Source organism: Rossellomorea aquimaris (assembly GCF_003315075.1).
In the GTDB taxonomy this organism is placed as follows: Bacteria; Bacillota; Bacilli; order Bacillales; family Bacillaceae_B; genus Rossellomorea; species Rossellomorea aquimaris_C.
Window position 1 is genome coordinate 34,850 of sequence record NZ_QNRJ01000022.1, and the last position, 21,183, is coordinate 56,032.

Genomic DNA, 21,183 nt, shown 5'->3' on the forward strand with positions numbered 1-21,183 from the left:
CACTCCATATTGTAAAGGAGGTTTGGGAATGAGAAAAAACGTGACACCAATGGAAAATGAATATGTTCGTCATCAGGAGCATATGCATCATTCGTCTTCTAAGAGAAAAAAGCGTTTGGTCCGTCGATTAGCAGTATTTTTAATTTTAGTATTGGCAATTAGTGGATTTTTAATTTCGACTCTCATTTCCAGAGCCCAGGTTTTAGAAGATAAACGTACTGAAAAAGCACAATTAGAAAAAAAGTTAGAACATCTAAAAGATAAGCAAACCGCGTTGGAAGAAGAGATTGTGAAGCTTAACGACGATGAATATATAGCCAAACTGGCGCGCCGGGATTACTTTTTATCAGATGAAGGTGAAATTATTTTCAACATACCTGAACCAGATAAAGAGAAAGAAGAAGAGGTGTCTTATTGACACTCTTTTTTTAAATTGGCTATAATATATAGTAAGGTTTATCTTTTATCATTTTAAGGAGGAGCATTTCTTTTATGTCAATCGAAGTAGGCAGCAAGTTACAGGGTAAGGTAACAGGTATTACAAATTTCGGAGCGTTCGTGGAATTATCGGAAGGTTCAACAGGATTAGTTCACATTAGTGAGGTTGCAGACAACTATGTTAAGGACATTAACGAGCACCTTAAAGTTGGCGACGAAGTAACAGTTAAGGTTATTAATGTTGAGAAAGATGGAAAGATCGGTTTGTCCATCCGAAAAGCGAAAGAGCAACCACAACGCCCGCAGCGCCCTCAGCGTCCTCAACGCCCGCGTAGTAACAATAACAAACAGAACGACACACGTACTAAAGAGAGTTTCGAACAAAAGATGGCACGTTTCTTGAAAGACAGTGAGGACCGTTTATCATCTTTAAAGAAAAATACTGAGTCTCGTCGTGGTGGAAAAGGGGCGAAAAAAGGTTAACTTGCTGTCTATTAACTCATATAGCAGGTTGTGAACGGAAAACAGGCATACTCATAAGGATGAGTGTGCCTGTTTTTTTATCTGATGATGATCTTCAACATTCGTTCTCAGTAGGAGATCAAGGCTTTACACTTGAAGAGTTTTTTGAAGACTTTATCGGTCATGATAAACATCACCAGGAGCAAATTGAAGCAGTCGTGTCTGCAGAAAAAACTTGATGTGCCTCTTCATACGAAAAGAACTGAACAAAAAAAGACTATCATAAATGATAGTCTTTTTTTTACTATGACCCGTACGGGATTCGAACCCGTGTTACCGCCGTGAAAGGGCGGTGTCTTAACCGCTTGACCAACGGGCCATGAAATATGGTAGCGGCGGAGGGGATCGAACCCCCGACCTCACGGGTATGAACCGTACGCTCTAGCCAGCTGAGCTACACCGCCATATTTATGCACCTTTTAGGCACAAAATCTATGATACATAGAAAGAATTATCCTGTCAATATAATCTAGTAAAGAATTTGTCAAAATTCCTTCAAGCATACTCGCATAAGCGTTTAGGACGAAAAAAATAGAAAAGAAGAATGAATGACAAGAGAATATTCTGAATATTTTACCGGAATCTATAGAAAGTCGTCGAAACTTTCTTGGTATGCATTCCCTCATTTTGACAAAGTTTTAAGCTTGTACCATTTATACTTAACAAAAAAGAAATGGGGAGTGTTTCATACATGGGGAAAGCCGATCAGTCGATCATAGAACCTGTTCAGAACGTGGACATTGAACACACTAGGGTGGAACTATCCAAAAGAATGAAGTCTATTTATTCGAAACTGGAGTGGCTGTTCGTAGAAAAGGGGATTGCCTTATTCGTTATCGGATTTTTATTGGGAAGAGCGTTGATCCTTTCACATTTAACGCCGTTTGCACTGCCGTTCTTTGCTTCTGTTTACATTATTCGAAGAGAGAAATCTCCCATTGCCCTAATCGGATTGCTTGCAGGAGCTCTCACCTTATCGCTTCCTAGTATCAGTTATACGTTTGTCAGTGCGGTAATATTCCTATTAGCGTTTCGATTGTCTCAGAAATATCACAAGAATAATTTGAGAGTCGTCGCTTTTTATGTTTTCTTCACAGTTATGGTAGCGAAGCTTTCATTCGATTTTATCCAGCAAGGACAAGCACTGACGGTGTACAACGGAGTAATGGCGTTAATAGAAGCGAGTCTTGCCTTTCTCTTAACGTATATTTTCATTCAAAGTGTGCCCCTTGTAACCGTTCAGCGTAGAAGGAAATCGCTGAAAACAGAAGAAGTGGTCAGTCTGATCATTCTATTGGCCTCTATCATGACAGGTACGATCGGGTGGTCTGTATACAATCTGTCTGTGGAACATGTGTTATCAAGATACTTAGTGCTGCTGTTTTCCTTTATAGCAGGGGCTACAGTGGGCTCCACAGTGGGGGTTGTCACTGGGCTTGTTTTCAGTTTAGCCAACGTATCCAGCTTTTATCAAATGAGCTTGCTTGCTTTCTCGGGGCTTCTGGGCGGACTTATGAAAGAAGGAAAGAAATTCGGAGCAGCAATCGGTTTGTTAATCGCTACTTTATTAATGGGAATGTACGGAGAGACAGATACGGTCATAACGAAAACCTTATATGAATCTGGGGTAGCGATTTTACTCTTATTTTTAACCCCTCAAAGTTTAACGTCTAAAATTGCCAAGCATATTCCGGGAACAGCAGAATATCAGCAGGAACAACAGGGATACATGCGAAGGGTGAGAGATGTGACCGCTAATAGGGTCACGCAGTTTTCCTCGGTGTTTCAAGCTTTGTCCAATAGTTTTCAACAAATAGAAGACCGATTTGAAGAGGAGGAAGATAAGGAGTTCGATTATTTCTTAAGCAATGTGACAGAGAAAACGTGTCAAACCTGTTTTAAGAAAGATCAGTGCTGGTCCCGGAATTTTGATAAAACCTATAATCTCATGAAAGATGTGATGACCGAGTATGATCAGGGCCGTGTCCCCCTGTCTTCAAAACTTGCTAGAGAAGTAGAGAAGCATTGTACGAGAGAGAAAAAACTGAAAGAAACCATATATCAGGAGCTGACCTTCTATCAAGCGAACCTGAAATTAAAGAAGCAGGTCCAGGAAAGCAGGAAGCTGGTCGCCGACCAATTACTTGGAGTATCAGAGGTGATGGGGAACTTCGCGAAAGAAATTCAAAGAGAAAGGGAGAATCATCATATTCAGGAAGAACAAATCTTATCGAGTATCGGAGAGTTTGGAATCGAGATTGAAAACATTGAAATCTATAACCTGGAACAAGGAAATGTCGATATAGACATGACCATGCCTTATTGCGGGGGACATGGACAGGGTGAAAAGCTGATTGCCCCGATGCTATCGGATATATTAGGTGAAAATATCATTGTTCAAAAGGAGGAGTGCGCTCAATTCCCGAACGGTCAATGTCACGTGACTTTCCAATCTGCCAAGAAATTTATAGTGGATACCGGGGCTTCTCATGCAGCGAAAGGGGGAGGACTGGTATCCGGAGACAGCTACTCGATGATTGAATTAGGAAGGGGAAAATATGCTGTTGCGATTAGTGACGGGATGGGGAACGGAGAACGGGCTCACTATGAAAGCAATGAAACGCTGAGGCTTTTGAAAAAAATACTCGAATCCGGGATTGAAGAACAGGTAGCGATCAAATCCATCAACTCGATTCTATCTCTCAGAACGAATGATGAAATTTTCTCCACATTGGATTTAGCCATGATCGATCTGCAGAATGCGTCATCTAGGTTCTTGAAAATTGGTTCAACCCCGAGCTTCATTAAGCGGGGGGATAAAATCATCAAGGTAGAGGCAAGCAATTTACCCATGGGGATGCTTCAGCAGGATTTCGATGTGGATGTCGTGTCTGAGCAGTTAAAAGCAGGAGATCTTCTCATCATGATGAGTGATGGTGCCTTTGAAGGCCCGAAACATGTGGAAAATTATGATCTCTGGATGAAGAGGAAAATCAAGGAGCTGGAAACGGAGGAACCACAAGAAGTGGCCGATATTCTAATGGAGGAAGTGATCAGGTCGAGCTCCGGCTTAATAGAAGATGATATGACCATTGTGGTTTCAAAAATCAAACATAATATACCGAAATGGTCCTCTATCCCTGTGCAAAAACCGAAACCAAAGGATAAAAAGAGAATTTCCTAGGACGTATATTTACCCTGTAAAAATAGTTAACTAGAGTATAAATCCCTCCTTATTCGGCGAAGATGGTAACAACTTTAGAATGAGGAGGGGAGTCTGATGAAGCCAGGTACACTTCGTCAAATTCTATTAATTACAGATGGTTGCTCAAATCAAGGTGAAGACCCGATTGCGATGGCGGCTCTTGCGAAGGAGCAGGGAATCTCAGTGAACGTCATTGGGGTCATGGATAATGATGTGATAGACGATAATGGAATGCAGGAAATTGAAGGGATTGCTCTATCGGGGGGTGGAGTAAGTCAGATTGTATATGCACAACAGCTTTCTCAAACCGTACAAATGGTCACGCGCAAAGCGATGACACAAACCTTGCAGGGGGTTGTAAATAAAGAACTGAAGCAAATTCTAGGGAAATCCGCATCCATGGAGGAACTTCCTCCCGAACAACGCGGGGAGGTCATGGAGGTTGTCGATGAACTGGGAGAATCCGTTGACATGGAAGTGTTGATTCTTGTCGATACGTCTGCGAGCATGAAGCATAAGCTTCCTACGGTTAAGGAAGCCTTATTAGACCTGTCATTGAGCCTGAATGCCAGAATGGGTGATAATAAATTTTCCGTCTTTGTATTTCCCGGGAAACGACAAGATGTCGAAAAATTGCTGGATTGGACACCAAAACTCGAAACATTGACGAGTATATTCTCTAAATTGTCTCCAGGTGGAATTACTCCAACAGGTCCAGCGATCTCAGAAGCTATCACCCACTTTAAGAAAAAACGTTCATTAAGGGGATTGCTCTCTCGTGGCGATGATGAACAATACTTCGAAGAAACCATTTAATTTCCCACCCGGAACAGTTATAAGAGGGAAATGGTATAAGCAGATCTACACCATTGTAAAAGAATTAGGGTATGGTGCGAATGGGATCGTCTACCTGGTACAAGGTTCGTCTGGATACCAGGCGTTAAAGATGAGTGATAGCAATGTATCCATTACCTCGGAAGTGAATGTATTAAAATCTTTCTCCAAGGTCCAAGGTGCTCCCCTTGGGCCAAAGCTTCTTGATGTGGATGATTGGGAGTATCGTGGACAGAAAATACATTTTTACGTGATGGAATATATTCAAGGTACTGACTTGCTGTCATTTGTTCAATCGAAAGGATTTTCGTGGACAGGTGTACTCATTGCTCAGCTCCTGACAGACCTGGAGCGAATTCATAAGGAAGGATGGGTCTTTGGGGATTTAAAACCTGAAAACTTGATCGTCACTGGACCTCCTTACCGAATTCGCTGTATTGATGTTGGGGGAACGACTATCAATGGGCGGGCAATTAAAGAGTTTACGGAGTTTTTTGATAGAGGATACTGGGTGGGGGGTTCGCGAAGAGCCGAACCTTCTTATGATCTTTTCTCTGTGGGGATGATCCTCATTAATTTAGCCTATCCAGGGCGTTTCACTAAGGCAGGAAACGGGAATATGCAACAATTAAAGCAGGCCATCGGTTCCAAAGACCAATTGAAGAAGTTTGAAGGATCGATCCTTGATGCCCTGGATGGGAAATTTCACTCTGCCAGTGATATGAGGGTCAGCCTCCTGAATGGACTTTCTCACTCTCAGCCAGCACAGCAGCCCAAATCGAAGCCTAAAGTCAGTAAACCTGTTTCAACAAGCGCTCATACAAGTTCATCCGCTACGCATAGCAGATATCAAAATCAACGAAATAAAAAATCCAGTCACTTTTTGGAGACTGTGCTCGTGGTGATGATTGTTTCGTTATTATATGTTTTGTATATCTATGGAGAATTGATGTAGCGTAAGAGTGTAAGAATTCAGCAGGTATTGATACAATGGGGGAAATGGTTTCAGGAAGAGGAAGCGTTATGTTAGAGCAAACGATTAAAAAGTTTATTCAAGACCATAGGTTGATTAATAAAGGAGATCGTATTATGGTGGCAGTGTCGGGTGGCCCTGATTCCTTAGCGCTGCTCCATTTTCTTGATTCGAACAAAGCTGAGTGGGAAGTAGAAGTCATGGCGGCTCATCTTGATCATATGTTCAGAGGAGACGAATCCTATCAGGAACTTTTGTTCGTCAAAGAATACTGCAATAAGCGAAACATCCCTTTTTACGGTGACAGAGTGGATGTATCAATGGAGATCGAGCGGACGAATGGAAGTTTGCAAGAAACTGCCCGTCAAATTCGTTATGAATTTTTAATGGAGGCCATGGAAGAGGCATCTGCTGCGACATTAGCTCTTGGCCATCATGGGGATGATCAAGTAGAGACCATCCTGATGAAGTTGACAAGAGGGGCAGCCGGGGCTGGCAGAGCCGGGATTCCCTTGAAACGATCCATTGCTGCAGGTTTGATCATACGGCCATTTCTCCCTGTTACAAAAGAGGAAATAGAGGCGTATTGTGAAAGGCACGATCTAAACCCGAGGAGGGACCCCAGCAACCTGAAGGAAGATTATACCAGGAACCGGTTCAGAAAAAAGGTTCTTCCTTTTTTGAAAAAAGAGAATCCTCATGTTCATCTCCAATTTCAACGATTTAGTGAAGAATTGGCAGAAGATGAGGCTTATTTAGAGGAATTAACAAGGGATAAGTTGAATAAGGTATGGAATGACACTGGGGATTACTCATCTTTACATATCGATGGTTTTCTTGCAATGCCTCAGCCTTTACAAAGAAGAGGGATTAATCTAATATTAAACTATCTTTACAAACTTAGACCATCTTCCTTATCGTCTATACATATTTACGATGTATTGGGTATATTAAAAGGAAAAACGCCTAATGCCAGCTTGGATTTACCAAAAGGGCTTAAAGTAACAAGGGCGTATCATACATGTTATTTTCATTTTGGAGAACTGGCGTTAACCGAAGCTCCTTATTGTCACGAGATACAGGTTAATGAAACGCTTGAACTTCAAGGTGGATATCAGTTCCTTCTTTATTTTTCTTCCTCGTTAGCAGAGGATCGTACCGGTGATATGATCTACATTGACCCGGACAAGGTTACCCTGCCTTTATATGTGCGTACGAGAAAGAACGGAGATCGAATGAAAGTGAAGGGGTTGGAAGGCTCAAAGAAGCTGAAGACACTCTTTATTGACGAAAAAGTTCCTGTTCACCTCCGTGACGAGTGGCCGATTGTAGTGGACGCAAATAACCACGTACTTTGGGTTCCGGGAATGAAAAAGTCTACTTACGATTTGGGAGAAGAGCAAGAAAATAGTTTGGTACTACAATTTAAGAGCAATCATCTTCTAGGAGGCAGTTGAACATTGTTAAACCAAGATATTGAAAAAGTGTTAATTTCAGAAGAAGAACTTCAAGAAAAGATTAAAGCATTAGGTGCACAATTAACAGAGGAATATCAAGATCGTTTTCCTTTGGCAATTGGAGTTTTAAAAGGTGCAATGCCATTCATGGCTGACCTTTGTAAACGTATGGATACGCATATGGAAATGGATTTCATGGATGTATCCAGCTACGGGAACTCTACTGTCTCTTCAGGAGAAGTAAAGATTGTGAAAGATTTAGATACGAAAGTGGAAGGTCGGGATATCCTGATCATTGAAGATATCATCGACAGTGGTCTGACATTAAGCTACCTGGTCGAGCTGTTCCGTTATCGTAAAGCGAAAACCATCAGCATTGTCACTCTGCTTGACAAGCCGACTGGACGTAAAGCTGATATCAAAGCGGACTACGTGGGCTTCATTGTTCCTGACGAGTTCGTCGTCGGATATGGTCTGGATTATGCTGAAAGATACCGTAATCTGCCATATATCGGAGTTTTAAAACCAAGAGTGTATACAACAGGAGAATAAGTATAATCTAAAGAGGAATCTTGTAAGTGCAATTTGTTGTAATGCCATGATTTTCTATGATACTATTTTACTTAGTTTGTTTACCGTGGGAGGAGGTAAGGGATGAACCGGATCTTTCGAAACACCATATTCTATTTACTGGTCTTTTTAGTGATTATAGGTGTGGTGAGTTATTTCAGTAACAACAACGAGCCAACCAAAAATATCGAGTACAGTACGTTTATTAATAACCTTGAAGACGGAGACGTTTCTTCTTTTTCAATTCAGCCTGGCAGGGGCGTTTATGAAGTAAAAGGACAGATGGAAGGGGCTAAAGAAGGAGAGTACTTCTTAACCTATGTCCTTACTACAGATGGAAAGTTAATGGAGAAAATCAATGCGGCAGCATCAGAGCAAGGAATTGATGTGGAAGTATTGCAAGCCAAAGAAACAAGCGGCTGGGTATCTTTCTTTACAACGATCATTCCATTCGTCATAATCTTTATTCTGTTCTTCTTCTTACTTAACCAAGCTCAAGGCGGCGGAAGCCGTGTCATGAACTTTGGGAAAAGTAAAGCAAAGCTATACAGCGAAGAGAAGAAGAAAGTTCGCTTTAAAGATGTAGCGGGAGCAGATGAAGAGAAGCAAGAGCTTGTAGAGGTAGTGGAATTCTTAAAGGATCCACGCAAATTCTCTGAAGTGGGTGCCCGCATTCCAAAGGGTGTCCTTCTGGTAGGACCTCCAGGTACAGGTAAAACCTTACTTGCACGAGCAGTGGCTGGAGAAGCAGGAGTTCCTTTCTTCTCAATCAGTGGTTCCGACTTCGTTGAAATGTTTGTCGGTGTCGGTGCATCTCGTGTACGTGATTTATTCGAAAATGCGAAGAAGAATGCACCTTGTATCATTTTCATTGATGAGATTGATGCAGTCGGTCGTCAACGTGGAGCAGGTTTAGGTGGAGGTCACGATGAGCGTGAACAAACCCTTAACCAGTTACTAGTTGAAATGGACGGTTTTGGCGCTAACGAAGGTATTATCATCGTCGCTGCAACAAACCGACCAGACATTCTGGATCCTGCATTGTTACGTCCAGGACGTTTCGACCGTCAAATTACAGTAGATCGTCCCGACCTTAGAGGACGTGAAGCGGTTCTTAAAGTGCATTCTCATAATAAACCGCTTGATGATTCAGTGGATCTAAAAGCGATTGCGATGAGAACACCAGGCTTCTCTGGAGCCGATTTAGAAAACCTTCTGAACGAAGCAGCTCTTGTAGCAGCCCGTGAGGATAAGAAGAAAATCGATATGCGCGATATTGATGAAGCAACAGACCGTGTCATTGCAGGTCCTGCTAAGAAGAGCAAAGTCATATCTGAAAAAGAACGTAAAATCGTGGCTTTCCACGAAGCGGGTCACACCGTTATCGGATTAGTCCTTGATGAAGCAGACATGGTACATAAGGTGACCATCGTTCCTCGTGGGCAAGCAGGCGGATATGCTGTTATGCTTCCGAAAGAAGATCGTTACTTTATGACGAAGCCTGAGCTTCTTGATAAGATTACCGGTTTACTTGGTGGTCGTGTAGCAGAGGAAATCATCTTCGGTGATGTATCAACCGGTGCTCACAATGACTTCCAACGTGCTACTGGAATCGCCCGTAAAATGGTCACTGAATACGGTATGAGTGAAAAGCTTGGACCACTTCAGTTCGGTCAATCTCAAGGTGGTCAAGTGTTCTTGGGACGCGACATCAATAGTGAGCAAAACTATTCAGATGCCATAGCATACGAAATTGACTTGGAAATGCAGCGTCTAATTAAAGAGAGCTATGAGAGAGCGAAGCGAATTCTTACTGAGAATCGTGACAAGCTTGAACTCATTGCGAAAACATTATTAGACATCGAAACATTAGATGCGGCACAAATCAAGCATTTAATGGATCACGGTAAACTACCGGAACGTACCTATGAATCCGACCAGGAAAATAGCGACGTGAAAGTAAATATCCAAAAGAAAAATGAAGAAACTGTGATCGAAGAAGACACGGCTTCAAAAGAAGACGATTCTAAATCAGATCGCACGTAATATTGAAGGATGCATCCATTTATGGGTGCATCCTTTTTTTGATTACTGAATCATATGCTTGTCGCCTCTTTCAAAGCCCTTGCGCTTTTATACCTATTTAAAATAAATTATGGTATGATGTTGGCAGTGTGAAAACAATTGGCTTAGTAGGTGAGGATATTGATTTTTGTAATGGATGTAGGGAATACCAATATTGTGTTTGGTGTGTATGAAAATGACCATTTAAAATATCATTGGAGAGCTGAAACGAATCGACATAAAACGGAAGATGAGTTTGGGATGCTTGTGAAGAATCTGTTTGAGCATGTGAAGCTGACGTTTGACGAGATTGACGGAATCATCATTTCCTCCGTTGTCCCTCCAATTATGTTTAGTTTGGAACGTATGTGTGAGAAGTATTTTAATATTACTCCGCTCGTCGTTGGACCTGGTATTAAAACCGGTTTAAATATCAAATATGAAAATCCAAGGGAAGTCGGAGCGGATCGAATCGTAAATGCTGTCGCTGGTATTCACGAATATGGTGGTCCTCTCATTATTGTCGATTTCGGTACAGCGACGACGTATTGCTATATCAATGAGGAAAGACAATATATGGGGGGAGCGATCGCCCCTGGTATAGGCATTTCAACGGAAGCCCTGTATTCGAAGGCGGCAAAATTGCCAAGAATTGAAATTGCCCGTCCTGAACATATCATCGGAAAGAATACCGTAACGGCTATGCAAGCAGGTATTCTCTATGGTTATGTTGGACAAGTAGAAGGTATCGTTCAAAGAATGAAAGCACAAAGTAAGAAGGAACCAACCGTCATTGCAACGGGAGGATTAGCGACATTGATTTCGAAAGAATCCAACAGCATTGACGTCGTAGATCCTTTCTTGACATTAAAAGGATTAAAATTAATCTACAAGAGAAACATGAACTAAAGTGAAAGGAGCTTCAACCATGAGCGACTATATAGTAAAAGCATTAGCCTATAATGGCCAAGTACGTGCTTATGCAGTAAAGAGCACGGATACAGTAGGAGAAGCACAAAGAAGACATGGAACATGGCCAACTGCGTCAGCAGCACTAGGCAGAAGCATTAGTGCCGGAGTGATGATGGGGGCTATGTTAAAAGGGGAAAATAAATTAACGATCAAAGTTGAGGGTGGAGGCCCGATCGGCGCCATTCTTGTAGATAGCAATGCAAAAGGGGAGGTCAGGGGTTATGTGACCAATCCGCATGTACACTTCGATTTAAACGAACAAGGGAAGCTTGATGTCCGTCGTGCAGTTGGTACAACCGGGACGTTATCCATTGTAAAAGATATCGGCATGAGGGATCATTTCTCCGGTCAGGTTCCGATTGTTTCAGGAGAACTTGGAGAAGACTTCACGTATTATTTCGTCACTTCAGAACAGGTACCTTCTTCTGTAGGGGTAGGTGTGTTAGTGAACCCTGACAATTCCATTCTTGCAGCAGGCGGATTTATCCTGCAGCTAATGCCCGGAACGGATGATGAAACGATTACGAAGATTGAGGAACGCTTAGCTAAAATCCCTCCGATCTCTAAATTAATCGAAAAGGGACTCACACCTGAAGAGGTATTAGAAGAAGTACTTGGAAAAGGGGAAGTCAAAGTACTTGAAACGCTTCCGGTGGCATTTAAGTGTCAGTGTAATAAAGAACGTTTTTCAAATGCCATCATTAGCCTCGGGGAGCAGGAGATACAAGAAATGATCGATGAAGATGGAAGTGCAGAAGCAAGCTGTCACTTCTGTAATGAAACGTATGTATTTTCTAAAGAAGAATTAGAAGAACTGAAAGCAAACACGAAGCAGTAAATCAGATTCAGGGAGAATGGGAGAAATGAGAATTAAACGGTCTGTACTCATCGTTATGGTTGGGGTACTACTTGTTACCAACATCATTACACTCGTGTGGAATCGCTCTTCGGTAAGTGGTACCCCCGAAGTCGTGGCGACGGTTGGCGGAGAGTCGATTACCCGGGAGGACTGGTTGTATTCACTTGAGCAAAAGCATGGCAAGGAAGAGCTGAAGGCCCTGGTCAATCAAAAAGTGATCGATCATTTAGCGAAGAAATATGATATCTCTGTTTCAGATAAAGAAGTAGAACAGGAATATTATTTTATACAATCTGTTTATAATGCCTACGATGAAGAAAATCTTGAAGATGAAGATTCACTAAAGACTCAAATCAGGTCTGAATTGTTATTAGAGGAGCTCCTCACGAAGGATGTCCAAGTACCTGAAAAAGAGTTGAAGAGCTTCTATAATCAAAACGAGCATTTGTACTCTATTTCTAAAATGTATAAGCTGAAGCAGTTGAAGGTAGCTGATCAATCAGAAGCCGCGCAAGCACTGGAAGAACTCGAGGCTGGCTCGGACTTTGAAGCATTGGCCATGGAGCGTTCAAGCGATGAGCAAAGTGCTCATTTAGGAGGAGACATTGGGTATGTTCCTCTGGATGGGGATTTCCTATCTTCAGAAGCGTCAGAAGAAATAGAGTCTCTCTCACCAGGTGAATGGACAAAACCGATTCGAGAGGATTCAGAGTACGTTATTTATTATGTAGACGATGTTTTGAAAGAAAGACATTTTTCGTTCAAAGACGTAAAATCTCAAATTCGAAGACAAATTGCTTTAGAGCAAGTAGAGACGCCTCTGCAGCCCGAGTCCTTTTGGGAAGAGGTTGAAGTGGACTGGTTTTACGGAAAACAGAATTAGAAGGGGCTGGCCTTTTAAAAGGTCAGCTTCTTTTACATAGAGAGACACTTTTTTACGAAACATAGGATAAATGAAATATGCATACATATAACCAAGGGTAGAGGCAATGGGTCACATCAGACCAGAAGAAAGAGAGCATGAGGCATCGATGATACACCTCCAACCAGAAATTTTTGGGGTGAACAGTGTGCATGCTTTTTAATTGACAAACTTATTGAATATTGTTACATTTTTATAAAACCAACAAATTTACTTGGAATTAGGAGTGATGAATGAATGGTGAGAGTAGCCAATTCAATTTCGGAATTAATAGGTCAGACTCCAGTGGTAAAACTGAATCGATTAGTAGATGAAAATAGTGCAGATGTTTACTTGAAATTAGAATATATGAACCCTGGAAGCTCTGTAAAGGATCGTATCGCATTAGCGATGATTGAAGCAGGGGAAGAAGAAGGTGTGATTAAACCCGGGGATACGATTGTTGAGCCGACGAGTGGAAATACGGGTATTGGTTTAGCGATGGTAGCTGCCGCAAAAGGATACCGTGCGTTACTGGTCATGCCTGACACAATGAGTATGGAAAGACGCAACCTGTTACGTGCGTACGGCGCAGAATTAGTATTAACACCAGGAGCTGAAGGGATGGGAGGGGCCATTCGCAAAGCTGAAGAGTTAGCGAAAGAAAAAGGCCACTTCATGCCTCAGCAATTCAAGAATGAAGCCAACCCTAAAGTTCATCGAGAAACAACCGGACCTGAGATCGTCGAGCAAATGGGCGATCAACTGGATGCATTCATTTCAGGGATTGGAACAGGGGGTACGATTACTGGCGCCGGGGAAGTGCTGAAGAAGCATTACCCATCAATCGAGCTATATGCCGTGGAACCGTCAGATTCACCGGTATTATCGGGAGGAAAGCCTGGTCCTCATAAAATCCAGGGAATCGGTGCCGGATTCATCCCTGATATTTTAGACACAGAGGTATATAACCATGTCATTCAAGTTGACAAGGATTCGGCCTTCGACTATGCAAGAAGAGCGGCTAAAGAGGAAGGGATCCTGGGTGGGATTTCTTCAGGAGCGGCCATCTATGCAGCTATTGAAGTAGCGAAGAAGTTAGGGAAAGGTAAGAAAGTTCTTGCCATCATCCCAAGTAACGGCGAACGCTATTTAAGTACTCCTCTTTACCAATTTGATGAAGAATGATTAAAAGTGCCGGATCCTGAAGGTTGAACTCTTCAGGATCCGTTTTTTTGTGTGGTCTATTGGACATTTCGTAGTGAAAGTCCCCATCTAAATCAATCCATTCTCCACCATCCCCCTCACATAAATTTCAAGTTTTTAACGATGAAACCTTCCCGAAGTTCATGTATCATGAAAGTAGATAAAAAATAGGAGTGTGAAGGGTCAGTGCAGCACCTATATTTTCATAAAAACCATTCAACCAAAGAACAATTTTTTGCAGCATACGAACAACTTAGTCAACATCAATCACATCATATATTGTTAGAAAGTGGACGAGGTGGACGATATAGCGTTGCTGGACTACAACCTGACGTCATTTTACAAAGTGTTCCGGAAGGGTTGCGCATACAAGACTCTTCAGGGGTTAAAACGGTAAATGGGGACCCATTGATTCAAATGGAAAAATGGATGAATCCCCTTCGGACGAAAAGAAGAGAGGATCTCCCTGATTTCCAAGGGGGCGTAATTGGGTTTCTTAGTTATGATTATGCAAGGAAGATTGAGAGACTTCCCGCTCTGGGGCGAGATGACCTGGAGATTCCGGACCTTTATTTCTATTATCTGGAGGAATGGGTGGTCTTCGATCATCAGGAAAATAGTTTGTGGACGATGATTCTTTCTGATGGGGAAACGGAATCAGCCGAGAATAAGCTATCAAAATGGACTTCCTCTTGGACAAATGCCTTGTCTTCAATAAAAGAATATGAGAAGGATCCTGTGAAACATGAGACAGCAGGCATCGAAGTATCGATGGATGAAGAGGAATTCTCAGGGGCTGTGAAGAAGATCCAATCTTATATCTCCCAGGGTGATGTCTTTCAGGTGAATTTATCTGTCCGACAATCTCAAGAATTAAAGGCTGAGCCCTACACGGTTTATAAAAAGCTTAGGGAATTAAATCCCTCCCCTTATATGAGTTATATTCAAAGCCCGGACTTTCAAATTGTCTCCGCGTCACCGGAACTGCTGGTAAAGAAAAAAGGGACCGAAGTAAGTACAAGGCCGATCGCAGGCACACGCTCCCGGGGGAAAGATGCTGAAGAGGATGAGAAACTTGCTCTTGAGCTGATCAATAATGAAAAAGAAAGAGCAGAGCACGTGATGCTTGTGGACCTGGAACGAAATGACCTGGGCAGGGTTTGCCAATACGGGACAGTTGAAGTGAATGAGTTTATGGTCATTGAAAAATACTCCCACGTCATGCACATTGTTTCAAATGTAAGAGGAACACTAGATGAAACTAAAACGGGAGCGGATCTAATCCGATCTGTCTTTCCCGGTGGAACCATTACGGGAGCCCCTAAGGTGAGGACGATGGAAATCATTGAAGAACTCGAGCCGGTTAGAAGAGGGATTTACACAGGGTCCATTGGCTGGATTGGCGTCAATGGAGATATGGAATTGAATATCGTCATCAGGACGATGCTTGTGAAAGAAGGTAAAGCCCATATTCAAGCGGGAGCGGGAGTCGTGATTGATTCCAATCCTAAGTACGAATACAAAGAATCCTTGAAGAAAGCCAAAGCCCTTTGGGTAGCGAAAGCCAGGGCGGAAGGAGAAACCCTATGATTCTCATGATTGATAACTACGATTCATTCACCTATAACCTTGTGCAATTTTTAGGAGAGCTGGGGGAGGAGCTGATCGTGAAACGTAATGACGAGATTACAATAGATGAGATTGAGGCATTGTCTCCGGATTACCTGATGATCTCTCCAGGACCGTGCAGTCCGAACGAAGCGGGTGTGAGTCTGGAGGCGATCAGAACCTTTGCCGGGAAGATTCCGATTTTCGGCGTTTGCCTGGGTCACCAATCGATTGCCCAGGTGTTCGGAGGCGATGTTGTTCGTGCGGAACGGTTAATGCACGGAAAGGTCTCACCCATGCTCCATGATGGGAAAACCATTTTCAAAGACATGCCCAATCCTTTCGAGGCAACAAGATACCATTCCCTGATTGTCAAAAGAGAAACCCTTCCTGGATGCTTTGACATTTCAGCCGAAACGAAAGAAGGGGAGATCATGGCGATCCGTCATAAACAGCTGCCGATCGAAGGGGTGCAGTTCCATCCTGAATCCATCATGACGGAACAAGGGAAACAGCTCCTCCTTAACTTTCTAACGACTTATAAAAAAATCGAGATGGTTTTATAAATGTACCTATATCTTAACGGTGAAATCGTTCATGCATCAGAGGCTGTCATTTCCCCATTCGATCACGGATATTTATATGGATTGGGCGTGTTTGAAACCTTTCGGACGTATGATGGTCATCCGTTTTTGCTAAAGGATCACTTAAAGAGGCTTTCTCATGGATTGAAGGAATTGAATATTGCAGCGGACCTGGATGAAGAAAAGATCAGGAACGCAATCAGAACGCTTTTAGATAAAAATGGCTTGAAAGATGCCTATTGCCGGTTCAACGTTTCCGGTGGGGAAGGTGAGATAGGTTTACAAACGGCTCCCTATGAAGATGCGACGGTGATCCTTTTTCAAAAAGAATTGCCTCCTTCTCTGCCATTAAAGGAAAAAGAAGGTGTGTTGCTTCAGTTAAGAAGAAACACACCGGAGACCGGTGAACGTTTGAAGTCTCATCATTACCTGAACAATATGGCGGCTAAACGGGAAATTGGGCCATCTCCTCAACGGGAAGGGATATTTCTTACAAAGGAAGGTCATCTCTGTGAAGGAATAACGTCCAATCTTTTCTGGGTAAAAGACGCAGAATTGTATACACCAGCTGTAGAGACCGGGCTCTTAAACGGGATAACACGTCAGTTCATCCTTGCCCTGGCAGATCGAATGCAAATGGGGGTTCGGGTAGGGTTGTTCGAACAAGAGCGATTACTGGGAGCGGATGAAGTTTTTTTCACAAACTCTGTGCAGGAAATCATACCGGTAAACAGAATCGACTCTATGAGTTTTCCTGGTCGCAACGGAGTGTATACCGGTCTGTTACACGAACGATACAGCCAATACACAGGCCACTTGAATTCAATAGAGGAATTATAGCAGGGGGAGTCGTGCAATGAAGTGCGGAAAATACGAACTTAATTTTTCAGAGAAAACCCTTATTATGGGGATTTTGAATATCACACCTGATTCATTCTCGGACGGTGGTTCGTTCAATGAATTGGACCGGGCTGTAGAGCGTGCGAAGGAAATGGTTGAAATGGGGGCAGACATTATAGATATAGGTGGAGAGTCCACTCGGCCTGGGCACCAAATCGTAGCTGCTGAAGAAGAAATTTCACGAGTCGTACCGATTATAGAGGCAATTTCCCAGGAAGTGAACGTACCAATCTCCATCGACACGTATAAGGCAGAGACGGCCCGTAAAGCTTTGGAAGCGGGAGCAAGCATCATTAATGATGTATGGGGTGCGAAAAAAGATCCTGAAATGGCACAAGCAGCGGCGGAAACGGGTGCCCCGATCATTCTCATGCATAACCGGGATAACCAGGAGTACAACCACTTCGTTCGGGATGCGATACAAGATCTGCAGGAAAGCATCTTCCTGGTAAAAGAAGCAGGGGTGAAAGACGACCAAATCATCCTGGATCCTGGAATCGGGTTTGCCAAAACAGTACAATTAAACATAGAGATGATGAGAAACTTGGATGTTCTTGTTTCACTGGGATATCCTGTGCTCCTGGGGACGTCACGAAAGTCTATAATCGGACATGTCCTGGATCTGCCCGTAGAAGAACGGATGGAAGGCACGGGAGCGACGGTTTGCTACGGGATTCAAAAAGGGTGTCATATCGTACGTGTTCATGACGTAAAGGAAATGGCCCGCATGGCTAAAATGATGGATGCCCTCGTTGGAAAGGAGAAAATGTATGGATAAGATTCTATTGAATGAAATGGAGTTTTACGGCTATCACGGTGTATTCCAGGAAGAAAACAAACTTGGACAACGTTTTCGTGTTAGTGTAGAGTTGCATTTAGATTTAAGGAAGTCCGGTCAAAGTGATCGGCTTGAGGACTCGGTAAACTATGCGGAGATCTATTCCATCACCAAAACTGTTGTTGAGGGAGAACCGAAGAATTTAGTCGAAGCGGTCGCTGAAGACATCTCTTCCCGGATCTTAGAAACATTCCAAGTCGTAGAGAGCTGTAAAATTACACTAATCAAGCCTGATCCACCTATTCCTGGACATTACCAATCGGTGGCGGTGGAGATTAATAGGAGTCGATAGGATGAATACTGCATATATTTCCCTTGGTTCCAATATGGGAGACAGGGCGGGTTATTTAGAAAAAGCCATAAACATCTTAGGCAGTCATGGTAAGATAGAGGTAACGAAACGATCCTCTCTGTATGAAACAGACCCGGTAGGATTTACAGAACAAGGTAAATTTTTGAATATGGTCATCGAAATTCGTACCAGTTTAAGTCCAGAAACTCTATTACATCAGTGCTTGCAGGTGGAAATCGACCTTGGTAGAGAAAGGGAGTTCAAATGGGGTCCTCGAATAATAGACCTTGACATTTTACTCTATAATCACGAAACGATTGAGTCAGAGAACCTTCTCATTCCTCACCCAAGGATGCAAGAAAGAGCATTTGTGTTAATCCCGTTATTAGAGGTTGCTCCACGTTTCGAGCATCCATCTTTTAATGCCCCGTTCGTTGAATTTCTGGACGAAATACCTGACAAAGAAGGAGTTCGGTTATGGAAACAGATAAATGGGGAAGACGCATTCGTGCATTCAGAAAACTAAAAGGATATACACAGGAAGGATTAGCTAAGGAATTAGCCATCTCCGTTTCCGTCCTTGGAGAAGTTGAAAGAGGCAGTCGAATACCAAAAGAAGATTTCTTAGTGAACGTTGCAGAAGTGCTGAACATCCCGCTGCACGATCTGATGCCGCAGGATGATTATGAACGTAGTGAGTGAATGTCAATATAGTCGAGTTATATATAGATAGGAAACGAATTAGGGGGTAAGGGCTTTGCTTGAGGCAGTATAGCCAAGCGAATGCCGGTTGATTCACCTGTATATCCTTTTATGTTATCCTAGAAAAGGCTGGAACCAATCCGTGACATGGTCACAAAGTTGGAGCGGCCTTTTTTAGATTTTTTTCAATATGTTTTCACGCACTAAAGTACGTTTCTGAAATAACTCATACTTTAGGGGTGTTACAAACATAGATATTGTGTAAAATAGTATGGTATATAATCGTATTAGTCTAGTAAAGCAAGTAGATAGAATAGGAGTGAAACACATGAGTCACGAAGAAATCAATGACCAGCTTCGAGTCAGACGCGAAAAAATGGAATCGATCCGTGATAAAGGAATGGATCCATTCGGTAAACGCTATGATCGTACCCACAGTTCATCCGAGATCAAATCTCAATTCGATGAATTTTCTAAAGAAGAACTAGAAGAGAAAGACATTGCAGTAACCATCGCAGGTCGTATCATGACAAAGCGTGGAAAAGGGAAAGCGGGATTCGCCCACCTGCAGGACTTAGCCGGACAAGTCCAAATCTATGTGCGTAAAGATGCCATTGGTGAAGAATCATACGAACTATTCAATACAGCAGACCTTGGAGATATCGTAGGGGTTACAGGTACAATATTCAAAACGAAGGTAGGAGAGCTTTCAGTAAAAGCGAAAGAATTCCACCTTCTAACGAAAGCGCTGCGCCCGCTTCCTGAAAAGTTCCATGGTTTAAAAGACGTTGAGCAGCGCTACCGTCAGCGTTACCTGGATCTGATTACGAGCCAGGAGAGCAAAGAGACGTTCATCGCCCGCAGTCGGATCATCCAATCGATGAGAAGATACCTGGACAACAACGGTTACTTAGAAGTAGAAACACCGATGATGCATGCCATCGCAGGGGGAGCATCTGCCCGTCCATTCAATACACATCATAACGCCCTCGATATGCCGTTATTCATGCGTATCGCAATCGAGCTACACTTAAAGCGCCTGATTGTCGGTGGACTTGAGAAAGTATACGAAATCGGCCGTGTATTCCGCAACGAAGGTGTGTCTACAAGACATAACCCGGAATTCACGATGATCGAGCTTTATGAAGCATACGCAGATTACCGAGATATCATGGCTCTTACTGAAAATCTTGTTGCTCATATTGCGAAGGAAGTATTCGGCTCTACTACGGTTCAGTATGCAGACTATGAAATAAATCTTGAGCCACAGTGGACTCGTCTTCATATGGTGGACGCGGTTAAAGAACAGACGGGTGTGGATTTCTGGAAAGAAATGTCCGATGAAGAAGCACGTGCCCTTGCGAAAGAACACGGCATCGAAATCAAAGACAATATGCAATACGGCCATGTGTTAAATGAATTCTTCGAACAAAAAGTGGAAGACAAACTTATCCAGCCTACATTCATCTATGGTCACCCGGTGGAAATTTCTCCACTTGCCAAGAAAAATGATGAAGATCCGCGATTCACAGACCGCTTTGAGTTATTCATCGTAGGCCGTGAACATGCGAATGCCTTCACGGAGCTTAATGACCCAATCGATCAAAGAGAACGTTTTGAAGCGCAATTGAAAGAAAGAGAAGAAGGAAACGACGAAGCCCACATGATGGATAATGATTTCATCGAGGCTCTTGAATATGGTATGCCGCCAACAGGTGGTCTTGGTATCGGTATCGACAGACTTGTTATGCTGTTAACCAACTCTCCATCTATTCGGGACGTTTTACTCTTCCCATTAATGCGTCATCGTGATTAATCGTATGTCAAAGAACAGCAGGGGCTAGAACGCTCCTGCTGTCTTTTTTTTGAAATTTAATGAATGATGGGTAGAGAATAATGATGTAAAAGCGCTGTTTAGGTCTATAGTCATCATATTTACACTATAGGATTACGGTAAAAAGAACGAAACGGATGCCTTTTGTCTTATAATTATTATGTGGTAAAAAAGATTTGAAAAAACTCTTGCGCCCATATTTGGAAGGTGGTATAGTATTATCTGTTGCCGCAAAAAGGCGACGAACTTAATAAAAACTTTTTAAAAAAAGTTATTGACTTGAACGAGTTGATAATGTAATATTTAAAGGGTCGCTTCAAACAGAAGTGTTACACATTGAACCTTGAAAACTGAACAAAACAAGACAATACGTCAACGTTAATTCTAGATTTATTTTTAAAGAGCTATTCAAACTTTTATCGGA

The 21,183-nt window shown here is 42.6% G+C and carries 21 protein-coding genes and 2 tRNA genes; 21 read left to right on the forward strand and 2 right to left on the reverse strand.

All coding sequences use genetic code 11. The features are described from left to right. Window positions 1–28 precede the first annotated feature (28 nt). The 3 genes from DET59_RS18355 to DET59_RS21790 all read left to right on the forward strand — a co-directional run bounded on the left by DET59_RS18355 (window position 29) and on the right by DET59_RS21790 (window position 1,139). Complete coding sequence (locus DET59_RS18355; protein ID WP_113971049.1) at window positions 29–418, forward strand: FtsB family cell division protein; 390 nt, start codon at window positions 29–31, stop codon at window positions 416–418. Between the two features lie 74 nt (window positions 419–492). Then, a complete protein-coding gene (locus DET59_RS18360; protein ID WP_113971050.1) occupies window positions 493–921 on the forward strand; it encodes a S1 domain-containing RNA-binding protein in 429 nt (142 codons plus the stop codon). Window positions 922–986: 65 nt separating this feature from the next. Continuing rightward, the gene (locus tag DET59_RS21790) at window positions 987–1,139 is read left to right on the forward strand and encodes a hypothetical protein (protein WP_181778231.1); all 153 of its coding nucleotides are present in this window, start codon (window positions 987–989) and stop codon (window positions 1,137–1,139) included. 68 nt (window positions 1,140–1,207) lie between these two features. Here DET59_RS21790 and DET59_RS18365 read toward each other — a convergent pair. Together DET59_RS18365 and DET59_RS18370 are read right to left on the reverse strand one after the other, a co-directional pair. Further along, window positions 1,208–1,279: transfer RNA gene (locus DET59_RS18365), tRNA-Glu, on the reverse strand. Window positions 1,280–1,287: 8 nt separating this feature from the next. Further along, window positions 1,288–1,364: transfer RNA gene (locus DET59_RS18370), tRNA-Met, on the reverse strand. 287 nt (window positions 1,365–1,651) lie between these two features. Here DET59_RS18370 and spoIIE point away from each other — a divergent pair. From spoIIE to lysS, 18 genes are all read left to right on the forward strand, one after another. Continuing rightward, the gene (spoIIE, locus tag DET59_RS18375) at window positions 1,652–4,144 is read left to right on the forward strand and encodes a stage II sporulation protein E (RefSeq protein WP_113971051.1); all 2,493 of its coding nucleotides are present in this window, start codon (window positions 1,652–1,654) and stop codon (window positions 4,142–4,144) included. A 96-nt stretch (window positions 4,145–4,240) separates the two neighbouring features. Further along, window positions 4,241–4,981 (forward strand): VWA domain-containing protein, encoded by a 741-nt coding sequence (locus DET59_RS18380; protein WP_044340612.1) that lies wholly within the window; start codon window positions 4,241–4,243, stop codon window positions 4,979–4,981. Then, window positions 4,950–5,954, forward strand: a complete 1,005-nt coding sequence (locus DET59_RS18385; protein WP_113971069.1) for a protein kinase domain-containing protein — start codon at window positions 4,950–4,952, stop codon at window positions 5,952–5,954. The genes DET59_RS18380 and DET59_RS18385 overlap by 32 nt, the downstream gene beginning before the upstream one ends. Before the next feature lie 68 nt (window positions 5,955–6,022). After that, entirely contained in the window at window positions 6,023–7,429 is a 1,407-nt protein-coding gene (gene tilS / locus DET59_RS18390) for a tRNA lysidine(34) synthetase TilS (protein WP_181778232.1), read from the forward strand. Window positions 7,430–7,432: 3 nt separating this feature from the next. Beyond that, window positions 7,433–7,981 (forward strand): hypoxanthine phosphoribosyltransferase, encoded by a 549-nt coding sequence (hpt, locus tag DET59_RS18395; protein ID WP_113971053.1) that lies wholly within the window; start codon window positions 7,433–7,435, stop codon window positions 7,979–7,981. 102 nt (window positions 7,982–8,083) lie between these two features. After that, the gene (gene ftsH, locus DET59_RS18400; RefSeq protein ID WP_113971054.1) at window positions 8,084–10,045 is read left to right on the forward strand and encodes an ATP-dependent zinc metalloprotease FtsH; all 1,962 of its coding nucleotides are present in this window, start codon (window positions 8,084–8,086) and stop codon (window positions 10,043–10,045) included. Between the two features lie 159 nt (window positions 10,046–10,204). After that, entirely contained in the window at window positions 10,205–10,972 is a 768-nt protein-coding gene (locus tag DET59_RS18405) for a type III pantothenate kinase (protein WP_172655809.1), read from the forward strand. A 19-nt stretch (window positions 10,973–10,991) separates the two neighbouring features. Further along, a complete protein-coding gene (gene hslO / locus DET59_RS18410; RefSeq protein WP_113971055.1) occupies window positions 10,992–11,873 on the forward strand; it encodes an Hsp33 family molecular chaperone HslO in 882 nt (293 codons plus the stop codon). A gap of 25 nt (window positions 11,874–11,898) precedes the next feature. Then, a complete protein-coding gene (locus DET59_RS18415) occupies window positions 11,899–12,777 on the forward strand; it encodes a peptidyl-prolyl cis-trans isomerase (protein WP_181778233.1) in 879 nt (292 codons plus the stop codon). A 276-nt stretch (window positions 12,778–13,053) separates the two neighbouring features. Then, complete coding sequence (gene cysK / locus DET59_RS18420; RefSeq protein ID WP_113971057.1) at window positions 13,054–13,983, forward strand: cysteine synthase A; 930 nt, start codon at window positions 13,054–13,056, stop codon at window positions 13,981–13,983. 204 nt (window positions 13,984–14,187) lie between these two features. Beyond that, a complete protein-coding gene (gene pabB, locus DET59_RS18425; RefSeq protein ID WP_113971058.1) occupies window positions 14,188–15,591 on the forward strand; it encodes an aminodeoxychorismate synthase, component I in 1,404 nt (467 codons plus the stop codon). Further along, on the forward strand, window positions 15,588–16,175 hold the full coding sequence (pabA, locus tag DET59_RS18430; RefSeq protein ID WP_113971059.1) for an aminodeoxychorismate/anthranilate synthase component II: 588 nt from the start codon (window positions 15,588–15,590) through the stop codon (window positions 16,173–16,175). The genes pabB and pabA overlap by 4 nt, the downstream gene beginning before the upstream one ends. Continuing rightward, the gene (pabC, locus tag DET59_RS18435) at window positions 16,176–17,033 is read left to right on the forward strand and encodes an aminodeoxychorismate lyase (RefSeq protein ID WP_113971060.1); all 858 of its coding nucleotides are present in this window, start codon (window positions 16,176–16,178) and stop codon (window positions 17,031–17,033) included. It abuts the gene before it with no gap. 16 nt (window positions 17,034–17,049) lie between these two features. Next, a complete protein-coding gene (folP, locus tag DET59_RS18440) occupies window positions 17,050–17,871 on the forward strand; it encodes a dihydropteroate synthase (RefSeq protein WP_113971061.1) in 822 nt (273 codons plus the stop codon). Further along, on the forward strand, window positions 17,864–18,223 hold the full coding sequence (folB, locus tag DET59_RS18445; RefSeq protein WP_113971062.1) for a dihydroneopterin aldolase: 360 nt from the start codon (window positions 17,864–17,866) through the stop codon (window positions 18,221–18,223). The genes folP and folB overlap by 8 nt, the downstream gene beginning before the upstream one ends. Window position 18,224: 1 nt before the next feature. Beyond that, window positions 18,225–18,749: a 2-amino-4-hydroxy-6-hydroxymethyldihydropteridine diphosphokinase gene (gene folK / locus DET59_RS18450; RefSeq protein WP_113971063.1), complete on the forward strand. Its 525-nt coding sequence runs from the start codon at window positions 18,225–18,227 to the stop codon at window positions 18,747–18,749. After that, a complete protein-coding gene (locus DET59_RS18455; RefSeq protein WP_113971070.1) occupies window positions 18,701–18,925 on the forward strand; it encodes a helix-turn-helix domain-containing protein in 225 nt (74 codons plus the stop codon). The genes folK and DET59_RS18455 overlap by 49 nt, the downstream gene beginning before the upstream one ends. Before the next feature lie 319 nt (window positions 18,926–19,244). Next, window positions 19,245–20,741, forward strand: a complete 1,497-nt coding sequence (gene lysS / locus DET59_RS18460; protein WP_181778234.1) for a lysine--tRNA ligase — start codon at window positions 19,245–19,247, stop codon at window positions 20,739–20,741. The last annotated feature ends 442 nt before the right edge of the window (window positions 20,742–21,183 follow it).